Origin of the sequence: Sphingobacterium gobiense (assembly GCF_002980575.1) — a bacterium.
Lineage (GTDB): Bacteria > Bacteroidota > Bacteroidia > Sphingobacteriales > Sphingobacteriaceae > Sphingobacterium > Sphingobacterium gobiense.
This window is the reverse complement of record NZ_PVBS01000003.1, coordinates 136,776-160,294: the sequence shown is the minus strand read 5'-3', so window position 1 is coordinate 160,294 and position 23,519 is coordinate 136,776. Positions and strand designations below refer to the sequence as shown.

At 41.6% G+C, this 23,519-nt stretch carries 20 protein-coding genes; 16 read left to right on the top strand and 4 right to left on the bottom strand.

Features of this window, described 5'->3' with window-relative positions; translation table 11 throughout:
• Position 1: 1 nt before the first annotated feature.
• The 3 genes from C5749_RS15740 to C5749_RS15730 are packed head-to-tail and all read left to right on the top strand — an operon-like array spanning position 2 to position 3,057.
• The gene (locus C5749_RS15740; RefSeq protein ID WP_105727190.1) at positions 2–505 is read left to right on the top strand and encodes a SixA phosphatase family protein; all 504 of its coding nucleotides are present in this window, start codon (positions 2–4) and stop codon (positions 503–505) included.
• A 14-nt stretch (positions 506–519) separates the two neighbouring features.
• Positions 520–2,550 (top strand): thioredoxin domain-containing protein, encoded by a 2,031-nt coding sequence (locus tag C5749_RS15735; RefSeq protein WP_105727189.1) that lies wholly within the window; start codon positions 520–522, stop codon positions 2,548–2,550.
• Between the two features lie 6 nt (positions 2,551–2,556).
• A complete protein-coding gene (locus C5749_RS15730) occupies positions 2,557–3,057 on the top strand; it encodes an FKBP-type peptidyl-prolyl cis-trans isomerase (protein WP_105717018.1) in 501 nt (166 codons plus the stop codon).
• Positions 3,058–3,169: 112 nt separating this feature from the next.
• Here the strand turns inward: C5749_RS15730 and mnmC2 are convergent, their stop codons facing one another.
• The gene (gene mnmC2, locus C5749_RS15725; RefSeq protein ID WP_105727188.1) at positions 3,170–3,844 is read right to left on the bottom strand and encodes a tRNA (5-methylaminomethyl-2-thiouridine)(34)-methyltransferase MnmC2; all 675 of its coding nucleotides are present in this window, start codon (positions 3,842–3,844) and stop codon (positions 3,170–3,172) included.
• 140 nt (positions 3,845–3,984) lie between these two features.
• On the opposite strand from mnmC2, the gene C5749_RS15720 reads away from it, so the two are divergent.
• From C5749_RS15720 to C5749_RS15705, 4 genes are all read left to right on the top strand, one after another.
• Positions 3,985–4,410: a cytochrome c maturation protein CcmE domain-containing protein gene (locus C5749_RS15720; protein ID WP_105727187.1), complete on the top strand. Its 426-nt coding sequence runs from the start codon at positions 3,985–3,987 to the stop codon at positions 4,408–4,410.
• Positions 4,411–4,496: 86 nt separating this feature from the next.
• Positions 4,497–6,974 (top strand): cytochrome c biogenesis protein CcsA, encoded by a 2,478-nt coding sequence (gene ccsA / locus C5749_RS15715; RefSeq protein WP_105727186.1) that lies wholly within the window; start codon positions 4,497–4,499, stop codon positions 6,972–6,974.
• Complete coding sequence (locus C5749_RS15710) at positions 6,974–7,738, top strand: Rossmann-like and DUF2520 domain-containing protein (protein WP_105727185.1); 765 nt, start codon at positions 6,974–6,976, stop codon at positions 7,736–7,738. The genes ccsA and C5749_RS15710 overlap by 1 nt, the downstream gene beginning before the upstream one ends.
• 168 nt (positions 7,739–7,906) lie before the next feature.
• On the top strand, positions 7,907–9,457 hold the full coding sequence (locus tag C5749_RS15705; protein WP_105727184.1) for an FMN-binding glutamate synthase family protein: 1,551 nt from the start codon (positions 7,907–7,909) through the stop codon (positions 9,455–9,457).
• A 36-nt stretch (positions 9,458–9,493) separates the two neighbouring features.
• Here C5749_RS15705 and C5749_RS15700 read toward each other — a convergent pair whose 3' ends face one another.
• Positions 9,494–9,934, bottom strand: a complete 441-nt coding sequence (locus C5749_RS15700; protein WP_105717014.1) for a MarR family winged helix-turn-helix transcriptional regulator — start codon at positions 9,932–9,934, stop codon at positions 9,494–9,496.
• Positions 9,935–10,051: 117 nt separating this feature from the next.
• On the opposite strand from C5749_RS15700, the gene C5749_RS15695 reads away from it, so the two are divergent.
• On the top strand, positions 10,052–10,447 hold the full coding sequence (locus C5749_RS15695; RefSeq protein ID WP_105727183.1) for a hypothetical protein: 396 nt from the start codon (positions 10,052–10,054) through the stop codon (positions 10,445–10,447).
• Here C5749_RS15695 and C5749_RS15690 read toward each other — a convergent pair.
• Positions 10,441–11,223, bottom strand: coding sequence for an amidohydrolase (locus tag C5749_RS15690; protein ID WP_105727299.1), 783 nt, complete (start codon positions 11,221–11,223; stop codon positions 10,441–10,443). The two genes, C5749_RS15695 and C5749_RS15690, sit on opposite strands and share 7 nt — an antisense overlap.
• 92 nt (positions 11,224–11,315) lie before the next feature.
• Complete coding sequence (locus C5749_RS15685) at positions 11,316–12,293, bottom strand: polyprenyl synthetase family protein (protein WP_105727182.1); 978 nt, start codon at positions 12,291–12,293, stop codon at positions 11,316–11,318.
• A 9-nt stretch (positions 12,294–12,302) separates the two neighbouring features.
• On the opposite strand from C5749_RS15685, the gene C5749_RS15680 reads away from it, so the two are divergent.
• The 8 genes from C5749_RS15680 (at position 12,303) to C5749_RS15645 (ending at position 23,519) form a co-directional block, all read left to right on the top strand.
• Positions 12,303–13,511 (top strand): glycosyltransferase family 4 protein, encoded by a 1,209-nt coding sequence (locus C5749_RS15680; RefSeq protein WP_105727181.1) that lies wholly within the window; start codon positions 12,303–12,305, stop codon positions 13,509–13,511.
• Positions 13,508–13,840 carry an iron-sulfur cluster assembly protein gene (locus tag C5749_RS15675; protein ID WP_245893810.1) on the top strand — a complete coding sequence of 111 codons (333 nt, stop codon included), beginning with the start codon at positions 13,508–13,510 and terminating at the stop codon, positions 13,838–13,840. Before C5749_RS15680 ends, C5749_RS15675 begins: the two co-directional genes overlap by 4 nt.
• A 34-nt stretch (positions 13,841–13,874) precedes the next feature.
• The gene (locus tag C5749_RS15670) at positions 13,875–15,071 is read left to right on the top strand and encodes a M20 metallopeptidase family protein (RefSeq protein ID WP_105727180.1); all 1,197 of its coding nucleotides are present in this window, start codon (positions 13,875–13,877) and stop codon (positions 15,069–15,071) included.
• A 159-nt stretch (positions 15,072–15,230) separates the two neighbouring features.
• Positions 15,231–16,478 carry a glycoside hydrolase family 88 protein gene (locus tag C5749_RS15665; protein WP_105727297.1) on the top strand — a complete coding sequence of 416 codons (1,248 nt, stop codon included), beginning with the start codon at positions 15,231–15,233 and terminating at the stop codon, positions 16,476–16,478.
• Positions 16,479–16,516: 38 nt separating this feature from the next.
• Positions 16,517–17,095 (top strand): RNA polymerase sigma factor, encoded by a 579-nt coding sequence (locus C5749_RS15660; protein WP_105727179.1) that lies wholly within the window; start codon positions 16,517–16,519, stop codon positions 17,093–17,095.
• 82 nt (positions 17,096–17,177) lie between these two features.
• Complete coding sequence (locus C5749_RS15655; RefSeq protein WP_105727178.1) at positions 17,178–18,368, top strand: FecR family protein; 1,191 nt, start codon at positions 17,178–17,180, stop codon at positions 18,366–18,368.
• Between the two features lie 203 nt (positions 18,369–18,571).
• Entirely contained in the window at positions 18,572–22,042 is a 3,471-nt protein-coding gene (locus tag C5749_RS15650; protein ID WP_105727177.1) for a TonB-dependent receptor, read from the top strand.
• A 13-nt stretch (positions 22,043–22,055) separates the two neighbouring features.
• Positions 22,056–23,519, top strand: coding sequence for a RagB/SusD family nutrient uptake outer membrane protein (locus tag C5749_RS15645; RefSeq protein ID WP_105727296.1), 1,464 nt, complete (start codon positions 22,056–22,058; stop codon positions 23,517–23,519).

Here is a 23,519-nt window from a genome sequence, read left to right as displayed (position 1 = left end):
TATGGAAAGAAAGTCGCTGTATATCGTTCGACACGCAAAAGCTGAATTACCTACTTTCAGCAAAGATGACTTCCACAGAGACTTAACTCCCAGAGGAATCCATCGTGCCGAAGATATTGCCAAAAAGCTTAAAATGCACCTACCGACTATAGATGAAAAAACACTTGTCATCTCCTCGACCGCTAACCGCGCGATGCAGACAGCAAAAATCTTCTGCAACATTTTAGGTTATCCTGTGGAACGCATTGTATGGGAACCAAAAGTTTATGAAGCGCACCATCTTTTTCTGATGAAACGCCTTAACGATATACCGGCATCTTACGTTCGTGTATTGTTATTCGGCCATAATCCGGGTATTTCTGACCTTGTTGGGTATGCCACCGACCAGTTAATTAACCTTAAAACGTCTCATATAGCGTATTTGGAACTAGAAGAAGAAATGGATTATTCGTTATTATCAGCAAATACGGCGTCGTTAAAAAACATAATTACAGAAAATTCGTAGTGGATAAAAGCAATATGGCCAATAAACTTCAATACGAGCACTCTCCTTACCTAAAACAACATGCATATAATCCAGTTAATTGGATGCCATGGGGCGACGAAGCTCTACAGAAAGCTAAAGACGAAAACAAACTAATCATCGTAAGTATAGGTTACTCTGCTTGCCATTGGTGCCACGTCATGGAGCGCGAAAGCTTTGAAAACGAAGCCATTGCACAAACAATGAATACCTTTTATGTGCCTATCAAAATCGACCGAGAGGAACGTCCCGACATTGATCAGATCTATATGATTGCCGTACAATTGATGACCAATGCGGGCGGATGGCCGTTGAATTGCATTTGCTTGCCTGATGGTCGTCCCATATATGGAGGCACGTATTTTAGGCCACATGATTGGCAACAGGTATTATTACAGATTGCGCAAATGTGGGAAGATACACCCCAAGTAGCTTTCGACTATGCAGAACGCTTATCAAACGGTATCCATCAAGCAGAACGTCTTCCTATTGCTCCTATCCCCGAAAAGTATACCGTTACCGATTTACACCATATTGTGAACCCCTGGAAAGCACAATTTGATACGACAAATGGGGGATACAGTAGGGAACCAAAATTTCCCTTACCGAATAATTGGTTGTTTTTTCTCCGCTATGCAGTACTTGCGAATGACCAGCCCATATTGGAACACGTGCACTTTACTTTACACAAAATAGCAAATGGCGGTATTTACGATCAAGTAGGGGGCGGATTTGCTCGTTATGCGGTAGATGGTCGATGGCATATCCCCCATTTTGAGAAAATGCTATATGACAATGCGCAACTTATTTCCTTATACAGCGAAGCTTACCAACAAAATCCTGTCCAGCTATACAAAAGGGTTGTCGAGGAAACTGTCGCTTGGGCAACGCGGGATATGCTCGCCGAAAATGGCGGTTTCTATGCGGCATTGGATGCGGATAGCGAGGGAGTAGAAGGAAAATACTACACTTTTCATCAGGAAGAACTTGAAAACCTTTTTGATGAAGATGCCCCTTTTCTGATTGATTATTTTCATGTTACAAAATCCGGAAATTGGCATGAAGAGGGCACCAACGTGTTATATTGTGTCGTCGAGGGAGATAAAATGGCTTTTGAAAGTGGATTTTCCGAAGATCATTGGGAGAAATATCTACGTGAAGTAAAAAAGAAGCTTCTCAGCTATCGCGAAAAGCGAATAAGACCAGGCTTAGATCATAAACAACTTACATCGTGGAATGCGCTTTTTTTGAAAGGACTCGTTGATGCATATCGTGTATTTGATAAACAAATGTATCTTGATCTCGCCCTCCAAACCGCACATTTCATCAAACAATATTGTTTTTCTGATAAAGATAGCTTACTCCATCAACCTGCAGACCACAACCGACAGATTTTCGGCTTTTTGGATGACTATGCTTTTACCATTGACAGTTTTATAGCATTATACGAGGCTACATTTGAAGAGAGCTGGCTTGATGAAGCTCATAGTTTAGCTGAAAAGGCTATCAACCTGTTTTATAGCGAGGAAGACAAGACATTCTTTTATACCGCGCACGATGCAGAAGAATTGATAGCTCGAAAAAGTGAAATTATGGATAATGTCATTCCTGCGTCTTCGTCTGCGATTGTACGTGTGCTCTATCGATTAGGCGAGCTATTGGACACAGAAAGATATATGACTACTGCTGATCAAGTATTTGCTAATGTTTTTCCGCATATCAAACAATATGGATCGGCCTATTCCAATTGGGCTATCCAGCTATTGGAGCACGTGTACGGAAACAACGAAATTGCCTTTACGGGTACGGAGGCCGTGTCGTGGAGAAAACAGCTGGATAAGCATTATATTCCTAATAAAATCACCTTAGGGGGAACAAAAAGTAATCTACCGTTGTTAAAAGATAAAGCGGGTATGGAATCAAAATCCTACCTTTGTAAGAATAAAGCATGTAGTTTACCACAAAATTCCGTGGCAGAACTGCTAGCATTAATAAATAATAACAGGGATTCGTCCCAAAAAAATTAAACAAAAATGGCAATAGAAAACAACAATGTCGTTGCACTGAATTACAAGCTTCACACCTTAGAAGCAGATGGAGAGAGAGCGTTTGTAGAAGAGACCACAACTGAAAACCCCCTGACCTTTTTATATGGAGTGGGCATGATGTTGCCGAAATTTGAAGAAAACATCGCAGAATTGAATATCGGCGATAAGACTTCATTTACGTTAGAGCCAAATGACGCCTATGGCGAAAAAGACGACCGTGCAGTTGCACAACTACCGGCTGATATGTTTAAGGAAACAGGACTTCCTCCTGTGGGTGAGGTTTTACCTTTACAAGATAACGAAGGCAATCAGTTTCGTGCCGTGGTTGTTGAGGTGACGCCAGAAGCGGTAGTCGCCGACTTGAACCACCCTATGGCCGGTAAAACGTTGAACTTCGACGTAGAAATTTTAGCCGTACGTCCTGCTACTGAAGAGGAATTGGCACATGGGCACGCACATGGCATCGACGGCGAGTCGGGTCATTAACATTCTGGACAAGGATACTCTTTCTGAATATCCACGTTATAAGTGAAGGGTTGATGTATTTCAACCCTTTTCCATTGGGCAGACAGATATCTGTCTTTTAATCATCATCAAATCAAGATGTTTTAACAGCCCGCAACATCTCTCGTTTACCGGGGGCGCCCGGCGCCTTTTCAATAGCAAAACCTAACGCTTTCATCGTACGCTTTAAATTTCCGGTAATAGCATACGTAACAAATACTCCTCCCGGCCGCAAAAAAGAACATACATACGCCAATGTTTCTACTGTCCACATTTCAGGTTGATGCACAGCCGCAAAAGCATCGAAATAGATAACGTCAAACCTCCGCGTGTCCCCGACTTGGAAGTTTAACACTTTTTCGTGCGCAATAAACAAGCTAATGGAATCCGTGAAAGAAACTTCCTGCATTTGCGCCTTTTGATAGTTGCGCTGAAAGTTCGACCAGATTTTTTGCTTGACGAAGCTTTCATATCCAGTTTTAAATATAATTTCTTCACTAAGGGGATATGCCTCTATACCAACGTATTCCAGAGAAATATCATGATTCTCCGCATAGTCTGCCGTCAATAGAAAATTCAGCCCAGTACCAAAACCGACTTCCAGCACAGCTGCATTGGATGTTTTACTCTTTTGCAAGAAAAATGCAAGTCCCGAACGCAAAAAAACATGTTGACTTTCTTGTAATGCACCATGTTTGGAATGATAATGCTCTCCGACTTCGGGATGATATAGCGTGGACGAGCCGTCAGCTGTTGTTACAAATTGCATAATAACATTTGTTTTTACAAATTTATTATAAAAAGCAACACATAAACGTAGAATGATTCTAAATAACTTACAAAGTTTGGCAAATTACTATCTTGCAAAAGCATTTTGTAATTTTGTATTTTATTTAGAGATAGTGCTATATGAAAAAAAGCTCCATTATATTAATTGTTATCATCGCAATAGCGATTGCGATGATTGTTGTTATTTATACGGATTCGAGCACGTATGCTACTTTCACCGAGGCAAAGGAGAAAAAGACAGAACTTTACGTTGTTGGCGTGCTGAATAAAGAAAAAGATTTATACTACGATCCTGTCAAGGACGCCAACCACTTTTCCTTCTATATGTACGATAATGATAGTACAGAATGCCAAGTTGTATTCAGGGGATCTAAACCTCAAGATATCGAACGGTCTGAACAGATCGTACTGACCGGTAGAATGGACGGTGATATATTTCATGCAAGTAAGATATTGATGAAATGCCCGTCTAAATACAATGAAGATGAGGTTGAAGTCATCGAAACGAGCGTAGCACGTGCAACGACATTTTTGGATGGACAATAATACCATTCGGCTATAGGACAAGCCGTTTAAAAAGCCCCCCTCACTTGAGCGGAACATCTATAATAATTTTTACTTTAACTAGAATAATGGACGTTAATTACGTTGGAGAACATCTTTTACCGGGAAAAATCGGTCAGTTTTTTGTGATTCTATCCTTTGGTGCCGCTCTTTTTTCACTGATATGCTATTTCTTCGCAACACGGGAGCCGGAGGTTAAATCTTGGAAAACACTTGCTCGAATTGGGTTTTGGACCAATTTAGCATCGGTTGTGGCGATCGGCACGATTCTATTCTATCTCATCTACAATCATTATTTTGAGTACCACTATGTTTGGGCACATTCGTCGAAGTCGCTTCCAACACATTATATTATTTCTTCTTTTTGGGAAGGACAAGAAGGAAGTTTTTGGCTATGGATGTTCTGGCAAGTGATATTGGGCGTCGTCATAATATTCAATGCTAGGAGTTGGGAAGCACCGGTCATGACATTCGTGATGCTCTGCCAAGTGTTTTTGGGCTCCATGTTGATTGGCGTCGAAATATTTGGCTCCCGTATCGGTAGTTCACCCTTTATCTTGTTACGGGACGCCATGCAGGGTCCCGTTTTTAGCCGGCCAGACTATTTAACTATGATTACGGATGGGAGTGGATTAAACCCGCTATTGCAGAACTATTGGATGGTTATCCACCCTCCTACTTTATTTCTCGGCTTTGCATCCATGATCGTTCCTTTTAGTTATGCAGCAGCAGGCCTTTGGCTTAAGCGTTATAAGGAATGGATGAAACCTGGTTTACCTTGGGCACTTTTTGCCGTAATGATTTTGGGAGCAGGGATTATCATGGGTTCTTTCTGGGCATATGAAGCATTAAATTTTGGGGGATTCTGGGCTTGGGATCCGGTAGAAAACGTGTCAATTATCCCTTGGCTAACACTTATCGCGGCTGTCCATGTAATAATCGCTTATCGTAATTCCGGTCATGGTTTCTTTACCGCCACACTCTTGACGATGATCAGTTTCGTACTCGTTATATACGCTTCCTACCTCACTAGAAGCGGAATATTAGGAGAAACGTCAGTTCACTCGTTTACAAGCCTAGGCATGTCGGGCCAACTCATCATTTTCAATATCACTTTTTTTATATTAATGATGGTGATGCTCGTGTGGAGAAATAAAGAAATGCCATCTTCCAAACAAGAAGAGGACGTGTACTCACGCGAGTTTTGGATGTTTATTGGTGGTTTAGTTCTTACGGTCGCTTGTATACAGATGATAGCAACTACATCTATTCCAGTATTTAATGCATTGTTTGGTACAAAGGTGGCTCCTCCTGTAGATCCAATCCCGCATTACAATAAATGGCAAGGCGCATTTGCAGTTGTTATTATGCTTGTAACGGCTTTCACCCAATTTCTGAAATACAAAAGAACGGACTCCAAAAAATTTTGGATATCCACAATAGCATCTTTTCTATTCGCTGTTATACTTAGTGCTATAATCGTTTATTTCACGAAGACATACACGAATGTAATGTATATCCTGTTGACCCTAACTTGTACGTTCTGTCTGTTGGCAAATATGCGTGTGTTGGGAGACGCTTTGAAAGGTAAATGGCGATTAGCTGGATCTGCTGTTGCACATATCGGGTTCGCGCTTTTACTTCTGGGAGCCCTTATTGCGGCAGCTACCAATGAAGTTATCTCCGTTAACGAAAGCCGTTATATCCAAGTCCAAAATTTCGGTCAAGATGGAGACAAATTTTCTGATCCCGGTGAAAACTTATTTTTAACCGAGGGAGAACCCGAACAGATGGGCGACTATAGAATTACCTATACCGGAGATAGCGTTGCACCGCCAAATGTGTATTATAAAATATTATATGAGCGTATTGATGAAGAGACTGGAAATGTAAAGGAATCTTTTGTGCTTCGACCATTTGCACAGCATAACCCGGAGATGGGCGGTCTAATCGGGACTCCGGATACAAGGCACTATCTCACACATGATATTTACACGCTGATTACAGCCGCAGCGGCAGAATCGCAAGTACAGGCTGAAAACATCCCTGCTGAAGAACAAACAGGATATGAGGATTACGATGAACCCGCAACTTATCAGGTCAGCATTGGTGATACCCTGCGCTATCGAAATGGATATTATATCATTGAGGGAATCAATAGGGATGCTACCTTAAATAATATTCCTAAAGGGAAAGACGATATTATTGTCGGATTGAAGATTAAAGTCGTTGCGACTGATGATAAGGAATATAACGTAGAACCCGTTTTCTTGATTAAGGATGGGCATAGCTACGATTTCAATAAGGATGTTAGCGATCAAGGGTTGCGTTTCCGTTTCACCAACATCTTACCGAAAGAGGATAAACTGGAAATCATGCTGTATCAAAAGCCGCTACCGGAAAAAAAATGGATCGTTTTTAAAGCGATTAAGTTCCCTTATATCAATTTCTTTTGGGCCGGTACGATTATTATGACTATTGGTTTTATCATGGCTATCTATCGCCGTTTAAGGGATGCAAAAATAGCCAAGCGAAAGCCTTTATAATGAATATTGTCATTTTAGGTAGCGGTAATATTGCCTCCCATATCGGGAAAGCGTTTCATACCCTTGGACATCAAATTTTACAGGTATACAGCAGAAATTGGGCAAATGCACATGCATTGGCTTCGGTTTTAAACGCTGACGCGCTAGATACAATCGAAGAAATAACCGACAGGGCTGATTTGTACTTTATTGCTGTTACCGACCAGGCCATACAACAGGTAGCAGACCAGCTCCCAGAACCTCTTCACGGAATTGTGGTACATTGTTCCGGAGCAACAGACATTAATATCTTAGCAGGTTTTCCGTTGCATGGTGTCATCTATCCGGTACAAGGTCTTAGCAAAGATGTTACCGCTTCCTTGCGCGACATCCCTTTCGGAATAGAAGGTAGTGATCAAAAGATCGCAGATAGTCTCCTGCGGTTAACGCGGCACATTTCTGCCAAGCCGTTTTTATGTAATACGGAACAACGCTTGGCATTACATTTAGCTGCAGTGTTCGCCAATAATTTCAGTAATGTGCTGTTCCAGATCGCTTATGAAATCCTTAAAGAACAAAATTTAACTTTTGATCTGCTAAAACCTATCATTTTGGAAACTGCACAGAAAGTACAAAAGCAAATCCCGAAAGATGTCCAAACGGGTCCTGCTAAACGAAGAGATATGGAAACTATTCAAAAGCATTTACAGTTTCTTATGAAAACTCCGCATTGGCTTAAAATATATCAAGAACTAACCCAAGAAATCACAAGAAAAAAACATTAAGGGTGAAAACATTACCAAACAAGCAAATCTTTCATAAAACGGTTTCTTTTTTCGCTTTCATCCAACAACTTCCTAATTTTGCACACAACCATAAAGTCATGGTGAGTAATGGCGCGCACTTTGCTTGTCATTGGTGGTTACGCAATGTAGAACATATTATATAAAGCTATGGCCGTTAGAAAACTAATTCTGTTAACGATAATTGTTGTCAATATCGTCATCCTCTCATTTGGAGTCGTCTTTACGCCGCGTTGGTTTTGGTTACTCATAATCCCGTTTCCGCTAATGATATTGGCTTTCTATAACAGTTATCAAAACAAACACGCGATTTTACGTAATTATCCTATTTTAGGTTATTTTAGATTTTTCTTTGAAAGTATCCGCCCCGAAATGCGACAATATTTTTGGGAATCGGATACAGACGGGCGTCCGTTTAACCGGAGACAACGCTCTATTGTATATCAACGTGCTAAAAATGAACGAGAAACGGTAGCATTCGGGATGCAGTCAGATCCGCAGGCCATAGGAAACGAATGGGTCGCTCATTCGGTGTTTCCGTGTCATATCGAAAACCACGACCTTCGAACGACTATTGGTAATGATTTTTGTAAACAGCCCTATAGTCTTAGCGTATTTAACATTTCCGCTATGAGCTATGGTGCACTCAGTAAAACAGCGATCACCGCACTTAATAGAGGCGCGGCATTACAGAATTTTGCCCATAATACAGGAGAAGGAGGTATCAGCCCTTATCATATAAATGGGGCAGATTTGATTTGGCAAATCGGTACGGGATATTTTGGCTGCCGTAATGAAATGGGAATGTTTGACCCCGAGCTATTCGCGGAAAAGGCGACACGCCCCTATGTGAAGATGATCGAGTTAAAATTATCACAGGGTGCAAAACCTGGTCACGGAGGAATATTACCTGCAGCTAAAAATACTCCTGAAGTTGCTGCTATTCGTCATGTCGTTCCCGGTACAGATGTGATGTCTCCACCTGCACATAGTGCTTTCAATTCCCCTGAGGGTATGATACATTTTATCCAACAGTTACGCGAACTATCTGGAAACAAACCGGTAGGTTTTAAATTGTGTGTAGGAGACAAACAGGAGTTTATTGACATCTGTCATGCGATGCTAACGACACAGCTATTTCCTGACTTTATCGCTATAGATGGTTCAGAGGGAGGAACAGGCGCCGCACCATTGGAATTTACAGACAATTTAGGTATGCCTTTATATGATGCGTTGTCTTTTGTTACCACAACGCTCATCAAATTCGGTTTAAAGAAGCATATAAAAGTGATTGTTTCAGGCCGCATTGTTACAGGTTTTGATTTATTGAAAGTAATTGCTTTGGGTGCAGATGCTTGTTACAGTGCAAGAGGAATGATGTTTGCGTTAGGTTGCATTCAGGCGTTGAAATGTAACGAAGACGTGTGTCCAGTTGGTGTTGCTACCCAACGACCGCATTTGTATAAAGCACTTGATGTAGAAGATAAATATATAAGAGTGGCACAGTTTCACCGCAACACCCTGCGTGCTACGGCAGAGATCATGGAAGCCTGTGGGTTTAAAACCTTAGACGACGTTTCAGCGGATAAGTTTTTTCGTAAAGTCGACAGTGTAACTACACTGAGTTTTCAAGAAATTTACTTTAGAGATACCGGTAAATTAGTGAATAGCCACAGCGCGTTTGAAACGCAGGAGTTATAATTCTGAATTCGTGCTATCGATGGTCGAGAAGGTTAATCACGACAGGTTGCTATACAATACATCTAGTGTATTGCGTGCTTTTATCATGTCTTCCCTACTAACTCCCTCTAGTGCTTGATTGATAGTTCGTTTTGCTTGACGCAAACAGGCTTCTTTCATTTGTCTTCCTTGTTTTGTCAAAAAAATGAGATTGGTGCGCTTATCCTCTTTGTCGGTGACCCGGATGACCAATTTAAGCCTTTCTAAATTATTGATTAAACGAGATACGCTTGGTTTATCACGAAAAGTCAAACAAGCAAGTTCTTGTTGGGTTCGTCCTTCTTCAATCCACAAATAATATAGAACCGACCATTGTTCTGAGGTAATCTTTATTCCTTCTTCTTTTAGATTTCGTTGTAGTCGCCTCCCTAATGCAGCATAGGCTTTTCCGGTTAAAAAAGAAAAAAATTCGTCCGTATCTTCAAAATTGTCATTCATATCGGATAATATTGGGTTAGAATAATTGTATATACAAACAAACCAAAAAACTAAATACTATGCAAATAAAATTTAATATTTCATCATTTTTTCTAAATTTTGATTAGATTTACCCTTATGGAGAACTTTCTGCCTGCATTATTGATTATCGGCGCTGTAATTTATAAGATCTATTCTGAATATCAGAAGGAACAGGAGAAAGCGCGTCGACGTCTGCCACAGGCACCACCTCCGACACCTCCTGTAATATCCGAAGCCGAGCAAAAAATGCAACGTAGAGTTACAGAATCAACGACACCCGCCCATATCCCAATTCCCGCTAAAAAAGTAGAACGCTCGCTGGGTAAACCAGAAGTCGTGAGAAAGACAAGGGAAGAGAGGTCAGCAGACGCAAAGCTTCTTAAGAAAATTCCGTCAAAAGTCGTACCCGAAATAGAGGAAAAAGGCGAGGTATCTTTCAACTTACGCGAGGCTATTATACAATCAGCTATATTGAATAGGCCTTATCAATGATTTTTTATTGAAAAATCGTCAGCATCCGCTAAAAATGGAAATTGCTCTCGCGCTTTAATCAAATCTGCAGGATTTAGTGTAAATGTGTACAAATCTTCATCCTCAGGTTTATAATACACGACATCCCCAATAGGCGAAATACACATCGACCCACCTGAATAATAGATTTCATTACCATCATATCCTACACGGTTCACACCTATTACATACGCTTGATTTTCAATAGCACGAGCAGGGATGAGTGCCCGCCAATGGGCAGAACGTTTATCTGGCCAACAAGCGGTATAGACTAATAAATCGTAAGCGTTTCTTAAATTCCGAGACCAAACAGGGAACCGTAAATCATAACACACCATAGGACACACTCGCCAACCTTTGAGATTTAAAACAATACGGGAATTCCCAGGAGTAAAAATTTCTTTCTCTCCTGCCATTCCAAATAGATGACGCTTATCGTAATGCACAAAACTACCATCGGAAGACATCCATATAAAACGGTTATAATAACGTCCTTCCTCTTCAATGATTAGCGTCCCTGCGATAACACAATTATAGGCTTTTGCATGTTCATACATCCAATGCATTGTTGCCCCATCCATCTTCTCTGCACATTTTTCGACATTGGTCGTAAAGCCGGTATTAAACATTTCAGGCAATAGAATTAAATCTGTTTTTTCTTTCAATCCAGATAGACGCAATGATAGATTCTTTAAATTTTTTTCTACGTTTTCCCAAAATAAATATGCTTGAAATATCGTTATTTTTACCGGTTCCATATCTGCCATGCGCAATTTTTATTTTTGTTTGTATTAATGTTTTGACAATTTACTAAAAAGCTAGCGTTTTATCAATTTCTAACAGCAAAACACTATCGTACTCGATGCATCAGTGCATTCGCAAGAGAAAAAAGAGCTTCCTTTTGGCCTGCTTCCACTTGAATTTCCGTTAGTTTTTCGTAAGCAATAGTCGTGAATTTTTCCTTTTGATATATAGCTAACGTCTGAATATCATATTTAGCATACAAGTTCATCATTTTCTCTACTTTTTTCGGTTCGACATCAACGGACTGTCTAAGCAAACAATCCAATTCTTCCTGATCTGTTAGAGAAATAAGCTCTTGTAGCTTTATGAAAAGAATTGTTTTCTTATTTGACAGGATATCGCCGCCTACCTGCTTACCAAAACTCTTTGGATTTCCATATACGTCCAATATATCGTCTTGCAATTGAAAAGCGATTCCCAGATTTACACCAAAGTCGTAAAGCAGGGTTTGCGATCGCTCATCTGCTCCAGCAATAATAGCTCCCATTTGCAGGGCGCAACCAAGCAATACCGAGGTTTTCAGCCGTATCATGTCTATATATTCCGGTTCACTTACTTGTGTCCGCATTTCAAAATCCATATCATACTGCTGTCCTTCGCAGACCTGCAACGAAGTAACGTTGAAAAGGTGCAATAAAGACGGAATTTTCTCGGTGGGGCATTTCGCTAGTTCTTGATAAGCTTTGATAAGCAACGCATCACCCGATAATATAGCTACATTATCATTCCACTTCTGATGTACAGTGGGCTTCCCTCTACGCAAGGGCGCGACATCCATAATATCGTCATGAATTAACGAGAAATTGTGAAAAAACTCAATTGCCGCACTTGCCGGTAATGCTTGTTCTACAACGGATTTATCAAAAAGCTCCGCACCCATTAATACCAATAGCGGGCGTATTCGTTTGCCTGACAAAGATAATATATAACGAATTGGGTCATACAGATATTGAGGGGCCTGTGGAAAATGGGCTTTTTCTAAATAATTCTGAAAAGCTTTTGCGTGTACTAACTCTTGGAACATAGCTAAAAAATGATACGCGAAGATAAGGATAAAATGGGAAATACTATCTTTGTAGAAACCCAATGGCACATGCGCATCCTTGTTATCCATAATTTCTATCAACATGCCGGCGGAGAAGACACCGTGTTCCGGCAAGAAGTCGAGGAATTAAAAAAAGAGCATACTGTTAAAATACTAACCTTTAACAATAAAAAAGGTTGGCGAGGCGCCTTACAATTTCTAGCCTATCCTTATAATATCCACGCTATTTGGAAAGTAAAAAAGTCTATCAAGAGCTTTGCTCCGGACATCGTACATATTCATAACCTATATTATGCTTCAGGTCCTGCCGTTATTAGAACCATAAAAAAACAGCATGTTCCGGTGATCGTAACCTTGCACAACTTTAGACTGCTTTGCCCGTCAGCAACGTTATTTTTCCAAGGTAAGCGATATGTAGATAGCATCCAGAAAACCTTTCCATGGAAAGGAATCAAATTGGGGGTATTGGACCAATCTCCTGCTAAAACATTTTGGACAGCATTGACTCATTTTCTACATTGGCGATTAGGCACATGGCGATCTGTAGACCGCTTCATCACGCTTACAGATTTCGCTAAACAACTCTTTCTCTCTGTGGGTAAAAAATTTGCTCCCGAACAATTTATTGTTAAACCCAATTTTGTCGACCTTTCGATAAATGGTCTACATACAGGTAACTACTACTTATTTGTCGGCAGGCTATCTTCGGAAAAAGGAATCATACCGTTGATTGAATCTTTAAAAGGAAGCAATAAAATACTAAAGATAGTTGGCGAAGGCCCCCTTACAGAAAAGGTGCAGAACATGATCAAAACTTGCGATAACATAACGCTGTTAGGACCGAAAAACAAACAAGAAACTATGCAGTTATTAGCAAATAGCAAAGCACTAATTGTACCATCGGTATGTTACGAGGGGGCTGTTCCTTTAACAATCCTGGAAGGAATGGCTACCCACACGCCCGTTCTTGCTAGTAATCTAGGTGCCATTCCTTGCGTCATCATACCTGACAAAACCGGTTGGCTATTTGACCCCTATCAATCGGAAAGCTTATTATTTGCCATTCAGAAATTTGAAAATTCGGATAAAAAAGACGACATTGTTAAAAACGCATATATAGTATATAAGGAAAACTTCACAAAGACTGCTGTCATGAATCAATTGACTGATCTTTATGAGAAAACAATAAAAACATGAGCAACATTATTATCATGGACAAGCTGAATCTCGCAACTGCGATACAGCAACAACTGGAAACAGTATATGATCCCGAACTTAAGCCTGCCAATATCATTGATTTGGGGTTAGTATACGAAATTATCACCAAAGAAGATGGCATAGCAAAGATTGTCATGACATTGACTGCTCCGGGATGTCCTGTTGCAGGTGATATTATGGAAGAAGTACAGAGAAAAGTAGCGGGTGTTCCGGGTATTAAGGAGGCGCTCGTAGAACTTACCTTCGATCCGCCTTGGACCAAGGACATGATGAGTGAAGAAGCTAAACTGGAGCTAGGATTTCTCTAGGTCGAACATCGCTGCTATTATTACCTTAGGTTATATGGATTTAATCAATACCATAAAAGAACGTGTTGAGGCACATTTTAATGAGGCTGTGCATAGAAGGCAGGAGCTGCATCAACGTCCAGAACTGTCGTTTCAGGAATATCAAACAGCTGCTTACATTAAAACAGTCTTGGATAAACTAACTATCCCATATTTACCAGTTGCCGAAACAGGTGTAATGGGGTGGATAACGGGAAAAAAAACTATATCCGATGATGTCATCGTTTTGCGAGCAGACATTGACGCATTACCCATCCAAGAACTGAACGAGATTTCGTATAAATCCAATAACGACGGCGTAATGCATGCCTGTGGGCATGACTTCCACACGAGTAACTTACTGGGGGTCGCGACGGTGTTGCAAGAACTGGAGCATCTGTTTTCAGGCCAGGTATTATTGCTTTTCCAACCCGCAGAAGAGCGTATTCCCGGAGGGGCCCAAGAAGTATTGCGTTCAGGAGTCTTTGACGAATATGAAGGTCGTATAAAAGCTGTCTTGGGATTACATGTGAGTCCTCAGCTTGATGTCGGGGAAGTAGGGATTTGTCCTGGAAAATTTATGGCATCGAGCGACGAGTTTTACGTTCGTATCAAAGGCAAGGGCGGACATGCAGCAGAACCGCATCGTGCTATTGACCCTGTGTATATCGGTGCACAATTGGTTTCCTCGCTGCAACATATTATCAGTCGGCGTGCAAATCCGGCAGTTCCTTCGGTTCTTACATTTGGCCGTTTCATCGGGAATGGCGCCGTCAATGTCATTCCAGACGAAGTATGTATGGAAGGTACTTTTCGAACTATGGACGAACAGTGGAGAAAAGAGGCACTTGAACGAATTGAACATTTAACCCGAGAGCTACCACAATCGTTTGGTGCGGAAGTCGAGTTGACCGTAAAAAATGGCTATCCATTTTTATATAACAATCCGTCCTTATCCCAAGATGTGGGTACTTATATGGCAGAAATATTATCCAAAGAAAATGTCAAAGATATTGGCATATGGATGGCGGCAGAAGATTTCGCCTATTATTCGCATCGATTTCCGTCCTTGTTTTTTTTAGTGGGTGTTCGGAATGAGCAGCACGCACCTCAATACGGACTGCACAATGCAAAATTTAATCTGGACGAAGATTCGTTTAGAACCTCTATGCAGGCAATGGCGTATGTTAGTATCCGCTTGCTGATGGGTTGATTCGGAACGCTCTAAAAGTGAGAGAAGCTTCTTAATGTAAAGGCAAATTATATAGAGGTAAGAAAAATTTAAAAAAGTTATGGGATTTTCTTTATGATCGGGGTCTTTATTTAAATGGCAGCTGTGGTACTCCATAGCACATTTAATAATATAAAGACTATGAACAAATCGTTTTACTTTATTTGTTTGCTATTGATGATCGCAACGACGTCGTGTGATTCTCAACGGAAGAACGAGCTCCTAATAGAAAGAAGCTTTGATACGGCTATACCACTTTATGAAAATTTGCTAAAAACTACGACAGAAAACCTAAGAAATTATCCACACTCCCTCCATCCGGACGGATCGATAAAATACCTCCAGATTGATGAATGGACAGGCGGCTTTTGGCCGGGTATTTTGTGGTATATATATGAATATACCGAAGACGAAAAATGGAAAAAAGAAGCCATCAGCTGGACAGAATCGCTAGTATCTAATCAATATAACACGGCACATCACGACATAGGCTTCATGATGTACTGCAGCTATGGTAATGCCATCAGGTTTCTAGACACCCCAAGCTATAAGGAAATTTTAGTACAGTCTGCCAAGTCACTCTGCGAACGCTACAACGAACAGGTGGGTAGCATCCAATCTTGGAATACACGAAAATCAAAAGGAGATATCAATATCTGGGAATTTCCGGTCATTATGGACAATATGATGAATTTGGAGTTATTGTTCTACGCCAGCAAGGTTACGAAAGACTCTTCCTTTAGAGACATTGCCATCAGCCACGCATTGCAGACACTCGCCCACCATGTGCGACCAGACTACAGTTCGTTTCATGTTGTCAATTACAACCCCGATACCGGGAAAGCACTACATAAACAAACACTGCAAGGTTTTTCTGACAATTCTACATGGGCACGTGGACAAGCTTGGGGTATTTATGGTTTTACCATGGTATACCGCGAAACAGGGGATAAACGATTTTTAAGCACAGCGGAAGGTATGGCAGACTTCTTTTTAGACCATCCACAGTTGCCGGAAGATAAAATTCCATATTGGGACTTTAATGTAGGTGAAGAAGGATACCATCCGGACTGGGACTACCAGAAAGGCATGGAAATACCTAGAGATGCCTCAGCTGCTGCTATTACCGCATCCGCCCTATTGGAGCTGCGTGACTATGTGGATACCGATAAGTGTCATAAATATGAACAAGCCGCTTACAATATGTTGTCTACATTGGCATCTGAGCCTTATTTGAATATAGAGCATGCGAATCCGTATTACCTCCTCAAACATAGTACCGGCAACTTTCCAAGTAACAATGAGGTCGATGTACCGCTAATCTATGCAGATTATTATTTTCTGGAAGCACTTCATCGCCTGCAACGAAAAAAAGATCATACGGGATGAACAGGAAAGAAAAGATATGATTTAACAATAGTGTTACCATGTTTGAACCTAAAGGAGAAAAAGAAGAAGAAAGAATACTCGTAGAAAAGCTAAGGGGAGGCGATACACGAGCATTTGAAGCCATTTATCAAAAATACTGGAGCTTGATTTATGCTGCGGCATATAGACGTACAGAAGATGAAAATGTGGCTCGCGATATCGTTCAGGATATCTTCTTGCAATTGTGGTTACGCAAGGAAGAACTATTTATCAACAACCTAAGCGCCTATCTCTACACTGCTGTCCGTAATCGGGTATTAAAACACATAGCTGTTTCGGGTCGGTTTGTGCCCATACCGGAGCTTTTAGATCAACTTGCCCTAGCGGATAACCAAGCAGATGCCTCGATCCTTAAAAAGGAATTCATCGTACATTATGAATCGCTCATTGCTAAATTGACAAAAGCACAACAGCAGATTTTTAAGTTAAGATTTCACGAAGATCTATCGACCATCCAAATTGCAGAACGTCTGGCGATCAAACGAAAGACAGTACAGAACCAGCTGGGAAAGAGTATCGCTCAATTACGCGACATGTTGTATGCTATACTTAGCTTCTTGTTTCTGGAAATTTGGTGAAAATTTAAAAAAGACATAGGAATACTGGAAGATTAGCGGTCTTATTAGGTAAAAGAGAGCTCGTTCTCTAATTAAATAGAAAATGGAAAAGGAAACGTTTTTAAAAATTCTGGACAAATATATCAAAGGGGCGGCTTCGGACGAGGAAGTACAATTTCTCTATGCATATTATCAACTTTTCGAGCTAAAGGAAGATGTATTTAATCGCATCGACACAGATGCCAAAAAGGAATTGGAGAATGCCATCAAGCTAGATATTGATAAAAAACTAGGTGAACTGGAGAATACCCCTAGCTATCCTACATTAACCAAAGTGCATAGAACAATAATTTATAAACTAGGTATTGCTGCTGTATTAGCCGTTTTGATCGGTATCGGTGCATTTTGGCTTGTTGGAAGACAAAAACAAGATATAACCAAACAAAAAGAAGCGCATCAAATGCCTTCATCACCTCCCATCACACCGGGAAAAGATGATGCTATCTTGGTTTTTGCAGACGGAACATCCATTGTACTCAATGAGGTACAACAAGGAACGGTTTCGCACCAGCAAGGTGTACAGATCGAAAAAACGGCAGATGGAGAATTGCGATACCGTGCGGCTTCAAATAGCGAAGCTGTTGAAAACACCATTTCTACACCCAAAGGAGGACAATATCGATTGGTATTGGCAGATGGCACAAAAGTTTGGCTAAATGCCGCTAGTTCCCTACGTTTTCCTACATCCTTTTCTGCCGGTGAACGTGTCGTCAACCTAGATGGAGAAGCCTATTTTGAGGTGATGAAAGGTGATAAACCTTTCAAGGTCATATCCGACAATCAGGTTGTCGAGGTATTGGGAACACATTTTAACATCAATACGTACAAAGAAGAGACAATGTTCAAAACCACCTTGGTGGAAGGCTCAGTACACATCACTAAACTCACAGATGATGCACGTAAGTTGTCACATACGAGCAAGGTTTTACGCCCCGGACAACAGGCAACTCTATCTGCTTTAGGCGATAAAATCATTGTTGAAGCAGTGGATATAGAAGAATTTATAGCCTGGAAGGACGGATATTTCAAGTTCGAAAAAGCCAACATCCAAACCATCATGAGGCAAGTGGCGCGCTGGTATAATGTAGAAGTAGAATATCGAGGTGCTGTAAGCAACGATTTGTTTGTGGGTGAAATAAATCGCTCAGAAGATATTGAAGAAGTGCTGCGGGTATTGAGATTAGGAAAAATAAACACTTTCATAGAAGGAAGAAAGGTGATTATTTCAAACTAGACAATATATACGATGATATAAACCTAACATTGATATAATATGAAAAGATAAAATTCAAGCAATTTATACAAGCGTTATGATAATATGGGCTGGACGAAAACTGACCGTGTTCGCAGCACGGTCAGAAGAAATGTTCGGCTAATCATACAAGCTAAATAATGTGTGTGTATTCAACTATCTATTAACCCAAACATTACAAAAATATGAATTTAAATGTTTCTGGTGAAATCCGACAACATTTCGGATACGGCCTCCTCAAGTTATTCTTAGTTATGAAACTAACCATACTATTAATTATCGTTTGTTGTTTCGGTGTCAGCGCAAATACGTTTTCGCAAACCATCACCATAAACGCAAAAAACAAACCATTGGAAGATGTGCTTAAAGCGATCGGTAAACAGAGTAAGCACTTCTTCTTTTACAGGTATGACGATGTAAAAGAAGCTACCCCTGTTACTGTCAATTTGAACAATGCGACACTGGAAGAAGCCCTTCGTGCCTGTTTAAGAGATCAGCCGTTTGAGTACGAGGTAGAGAACAAGACCATCGTCATCAATAAAAAAACAATACCCACATCGCAGTTCATACAGCAACAATCGTCGGTTAATGGTCGGGTTTTTAACGAATCAGGACAGTCTTTGGCCGGCGCAACAATAAGGGTCAAAGGAACCGACAATGCAACAGTATCAGATGGAGATGGTAACTTTACACTACATGATATCCCTACAGGAGCGGTTTTAGAAATTGTCTATACAGGATATAAAAGTCAAGAGATTGCGATCACTGGGCGAACACAAATACAGGCCACACTCTCATTAGATAACCAGAGCTTAAATGAAGTGGTTGTAGTCGGATACGGTATCCAGCAGCGAAAAGATATCACGGGATCTATTAGTTCGTTAGAAGCTGAGAAAATAGAAAAACAGGTTGTCGTTTCGTTGGATAACGCCATCGCCGGTCAATTGGCTGGCGTTCAGGTTAACCAAGCCACCGGCGCTCCCGGCGGAGGTTCATCTATACGCATAAGGGGTGCTGGATCGCTCAGTGCAGGGAATGATCCATTATACGTGATAGATGGTTTTCCAGTAACGAACGACTATAACCAGACGAACAACCCTTTAAACACCATCAACCCGACGGACATCGAGAATATCCAAGTCTTAAAAGATGCCTCTGCCACCGCTATTTATGGTTCACGCGGCTCAAACGGCGTTGTACTTATCACGACAAAGTCTGGGAAAGCCGGTGTTTCAAAAATTGATTTTTCTCTAAATTCGGGTGTACAAAATGTAGAACGCTATCTGGATCTACTCAATGCCAGCGAATACGCACGATATGTCAACGAGGCCCGCAACAACGCGTGGATAAATTCTGGCCCCGGAAGATTAGCTTCTGATCCTAATGCTGACCGAATCAATAATGTCATGTATCTATTGCCGGAGATGACCAGTAATCCAGATGCTTTGGGCAAAGGAACTGACTGGCAACGTGAAATATTTCGCTCGGCCATGATGCACAATTACCAACTGAATTTCTCCGGTGGAAATGAAAAAACTAAGTATTTCATTTCCGGCGGCTATCTATCGCAGGATGGGATTATCCTAAACTCGGGAATGGACAGGTATTCTTTCCGTATCAATATTGAATCAAAAATACACGATAGGGTGCGGATCGGAGCGAATCTAACGCCTTCATACACCTATAACAATTTAGTCAATGCCGAGGGGAATTGGCAAGTGGGGGGAATTGTACAGTCGGCCATAACAGCTGCTCCATTCCTGACACCGTATGATGAGTATGGTGATTACACCAAAATAACCGGGTTGGGCATTGGCACCAGTGAAGTGGATAACCCGGTAAAACTTGCGAAAGAATCGTATTATAAGCAAGGAACATTACGCTTATTAGGTACTACGTTTGCTGAAGTCGATATCATAGACGGACTCCGGTTCAAAACCTTGCTGGGAACAGACTTCAGAAACTTCAGGGAAAATCAGTTTAGTCCTTCCATTATCAACCCTAATAGTGTCAACGCCGTTAAGGTACCTACAGCGACAGCTATTACAAACGAGACCAAAAATTGGTTGGCAGAATTTACTGTAAATTACTCCAAAACAATCCAGAAGCATCGTTTCGATGCCCTATTGGGGTATACCGCACAGAAAGAATATATAGATTACAGTAGCATGGCTGGTACGAACTATGCCAATGACCACATCAAGACAATCAATGCTGCAGGATTGATTACCAATGCCCTGACCACACAAGAAGAATGGGCACTGCTGTCTTACCTGGCACGCATCAACTACAGCTATAACGACCGATACCTTTTAACCGCCACCATGCGAAGAGACGGTTCTTCACGCTTCGGTGTCAACAATAAATGGGGCTCTTTCCCCTCGGTGTCCGTAGGATGGCGTCTTTCTGAAGAAGCATTTTTACAGGGTGTAAATTGGCTAGACGATCTCCGTCTACGGGCGAGTTACGGTGCAACCGGGAATAATTTCATTAGCAATTATGGGCACATAGGCCTCACCGGAATAGAAAATTATGTATTTGGCGGAGGAAGCGGCACTTTGGTAAACGGAACACGGTTGGCCAATGTTTCGAATAGCATACTGGGTTGGGAGAAAAACCATCAGCTGGATGTCGGACTAGAGATCTCCACTTTCCGAAACAGACTTTCATTAACAGTAGACTATTACAACAAAAAAACATCAGACCTCCTATTGAATGTACCGATCCCTACCTTGACTGGTTACGGAAATGCACTCCAAAACATTGGAGAAATACAAAACAAAGGGCTAGAGTTTACCGTATTGAGCCGCAATATGGTCAATGCATTCAAATGGACGACCGATTTCAACCTATCTACCAACAACGTGGAGGTTCTACGCTTAGGCCCTGATGGATCACCTATTATTTCCAGACAGTCCACTTCAGCCAATGCTCCAACCCACATTACACGTCTTGGGAACGAGCCCGGTAGTTTTTATGGCTACAAGGTGGTTGGGGTTTACCAGAATGAGACGGATGTCGCCAACAGCCCATCGATTGAGGGACAATCTAAGCCAGGGCAGCTCAAGTTTGCGGATATTGATGAAGACGGACGTATCACTAGCGCAGACAGAACTATCTTGGGTAGCCCATTTCCAGATTTCACCTACGGCATGACCAATACATTTTCATATAAAAACGTCGATTTTTCGTTTACCCTGCAAGGTGTTCAGGGCTTTGAAGTATTAAATATGGCGAGACGGTACTATGGCAATTATGCTGGTTCATACAATGTTTTGCGTAGCGCATCCCAAGGGTGGCGCTCCGAACAAGAACCGGGCAACGGGATGTCGCCGATGGTAAACCGTAATTTTGGTGCATTCCCCGGAAGTAACCTCGTAAACAATGTGACCTCGCTGTTTGTCGAAGACGGTTCGTATTTGCGCTTGCGCAATATCACATTAGGCTATACGCTGCCGGTATCGTTGGTGCAAAAAGCCGGATTAACTCGGGCGCGATTAAGTTTTACGGTGCAGAATGCATATACCTGGACAAACTACGAGGGATACAATCCTGAAGTAAGCATCCAAGGGGGCAGCACGCTGGTGCCTGGTGTCGATGCTGGAGGTTACCCACTGGCACGTACGTTTATGTTTGGTTTAAATGTTGGATTTTAAATACCCGAATGACATGAAAAGTATCAAGAATCTTTTTATTGCAGGAGCAATGATAATATACACGTTGAGTGGCTGTAAAGACTTTTTGGATCTAGCACCTATCTCACAGATGAACGGCAACACCTTTTATAAAACCGGTGAAGACATGAAAAATGCGCTCACCGCCGTATACGGATCATTGCAGTATGGCGGAATGTATTATTCATCTATGCACGTCATCGGAGATTTGCGATCGGACAATACATGGATACCGAATCCCAATGCCGGGGCAAACCTACAAGAAGTAGACGAATTCAAAAACAACGCCTTCAACACCATCAGCAGCAGTACATGGAGTGCCCATTACCAGGGTATTCAATACGCAAATATCGTCGTTGAAAAGATTGCTGCAGTCGAGATGGACGAAACATTGAAAAAGTGCTATACCGGAGAAGCGAAATTTCTTCGGGCACTCATGTATTTCAATATGGTTCGTATTTTTAGTGATATTCCCTTGGTATTGAAGGTCATCGAAAATCCTCAGGAGGGCTATAACTACAGGCGAACGCCCTCCGAAACGGTCTACGAACAGATTATTGCAGACTTACGGGATGCCGAAGAAGCTTTGCCTTATGAATATGACAATGTCGATATCGGCCGTGCGACAAAAGGTGCTGCCATGGCCCTACTTGGAAAAGTATATATGACACAAAAACGTTGGGATCTGGCGGCACAGAAACTGAAGGAGGTTGTTGACGGGACGGCGCAAAACAAATATCAACTGCTGCCAGACTATGCGAGTATATTTGATGTCAGCAATAAGAACAATAGAGAGTCTATATTTGAAGTACAATTCAAGAAAAGTGCCTCAGGAGAGGGAAGCCCGTTCACCAATCAATTTGCTCCGATCGGTTCGGGCACCGCTGTGACAGTGGTAGGAAATCCACTGGGGCAAAATATCCCAACCGACGACATGCGGAATGCCTATGAAGACGGAGACTCCCGCAAAGATGTATCTATGCGGACGAGCTATGTGCTGAACGGCAATTACGTCGCGCATAACTACGTGGCGAAATATCTTGGCGCACCGGCTGCTTATCTCGATGGCGAAAATAACTGGATCGTGCTTCGCTATGCGGATGTCCTCTTGCTCTATGCCGAAGCACTTAATGAGCAGAGCTATGTAGCTGATGGGGAAGCATTTAATTACCTCAATCAGGTCAGGGAGCGTGCCAACCTTTTAGCAAAAAGCAGCAACCATACTGATCCCGCACTTCGAATTCCCGATCAGGCATCCTTCCGGTTGGCTATTGAACAAGAACGACGAGTAGAGCTTGCATTTGAAGGGCACCGTTGGTTCGATTTGATTCGGACAGACCGTGCATATCCTGTATTACAGTCGCTCGGTATGCAACCCTACCATGCGCTATTCCCGATTCCGAACAGCCAAATAGAAATTAATCCCGATCTAATGACACAAAATCCTCAGTACGACTAA

Excerpts from the sequence above, each read along its gene's own strand:
- C5749_RS15740 (WP_105727190.1), top strand. The coding sequence starts at position 2 with ATGGAAAGAAAGTCGCTGTATATCGTTCGACACGCAAAAGCTGAATTA.
- C5749_RS15735 (WP_105727189.1), top strand. The coding sequence starts at position 520 with ATGGCCAATAAACTTCAATACGAGCACTCTCCTTACCTAAAACAACAT.
- C5749_RS15730 (WP_105717018.1), top strand. The coding sequence starts at position 2,557 with ATGGCAATAGAAAACAACAATGTCGTTGCACTGAATTACAAGCTTCAC.
- mnmC2 (WP_105727188.1), bottom strand. The coding sequence starts at position 3,844 with ATGCAATTTGTAACAACAGCTGACGGCTCGTCCACGCTATATCATCCC.
- C5749_RS15720 (WP_105727187.1), top strand. The coding sequence starts at position 3,985 with ATGAAAAAAAGCTCCATTATATTAATTGTTATCATCGCAATAGCGATT.
- ccsA (WP_105727186.1), top strand. The coding sequence starts at position 4,497 with ATGGACGTTAATTACGTTGGAGAACATCTTTTACCGGGAAAAATCGGT.
- C5749_RS15710 (WP_105727185.1), top strand. The coding sequence starts at position 6,974 with ATGAATATTGTCATTTTAGGTAGCGGTAATATTGCCTCCCATATCGGG.
- C5749_RS15705 (WP_105727184.1), top strand. The coding sequence starts at position 7,907 with ATGGCCGTTAGAAAACTAATTCTGTTAACGATAATTGTTGTCAATATC.
- C5749_RS15700 (WP_105717014.1), bottom strand. The coding sequence starts at position 9,934 with ATGAATGACAATTTTGAAGATACGGACGAATTTTTTTCTTTTTTAACC.
- C5749_RS15695 (WP_105727183.1), top strand. The coding sequence starts at position 10,052 with ATGGAGAACTTTCTGCCTGCATTATTGATTATCGGCGCTGTAATTTAT.
- C5749_RS15690 (WP_105727299.1), bottom strand. The coding sequence starts at position 11,223 with ATGGAACCGGTAAAAATAACGATATTTCAAGCATATTTATTTTGGGAA.
- C5749_RS15685 (WP_105727182.1), bottom strand. The coding sequence starts at position 12,293 with ATGTTCCAAGAGTTAGTACACGCAAAAGCTTTTCAGAATTATTTAGAA.
- C5749_RS15680 (WP_105727181.1), top strand. The coding sequence starts at position 12,303 with ATGATACGCGAAGATAAGGATAAAATGGGAAATACTATCTTTGTAGAA.
- C5749_RS15675 (WP_245893810.1), top strand. The coding sequence starts at position 13,508 with ATGAGCAACATTATTATCATGGACAAGCTGAATCTCGCAACTGCGATA.
- C5749_RS15670 (WP_105727180.1), top strand. The coding sequence starts at position 13,875 with ATGGATTTAATCAATACCATAAAAGAACGTGTTGAGGCACATTTTAAT.
- C5749_RS15665 (WP_105727297.1), top strand. The coding sequence starts at position 15,231 with ATGAACAAATCGTTTTACTTTATTTGTTTGCTATTGATGATCGCAACG.
- C5749_RS15660 (WP_105727179.1), top strand. The coding sequence starts at position 16,517 with ATGTTTGAACCTAAAGGAGAAAAAGAAGAAGAAAGAATACTCGTAGAA.
- C5749_RS15655 (WP_105727178.1), top strand. The coding sequence starts at position 17,178 with ATGGAAAAGGAAACGTTTTTAAAAATTCTGGACAAATATATCAAAGGG.
- C5749_RS15650 (WP_105727177.1), top strand. The coding sequence starts at position 18,572 with ATGAATTTAAATGTTTCTGGTGAAATCCGACAACATTTCGGATACGGC.
- C5749_RS15645 (WP_105727296.1), top strand. The coding sequence starts at position 22,056 with ATGAAAAGTATCAAGAATCTTTTTATTGCAGGAGCAATGATAATATAC.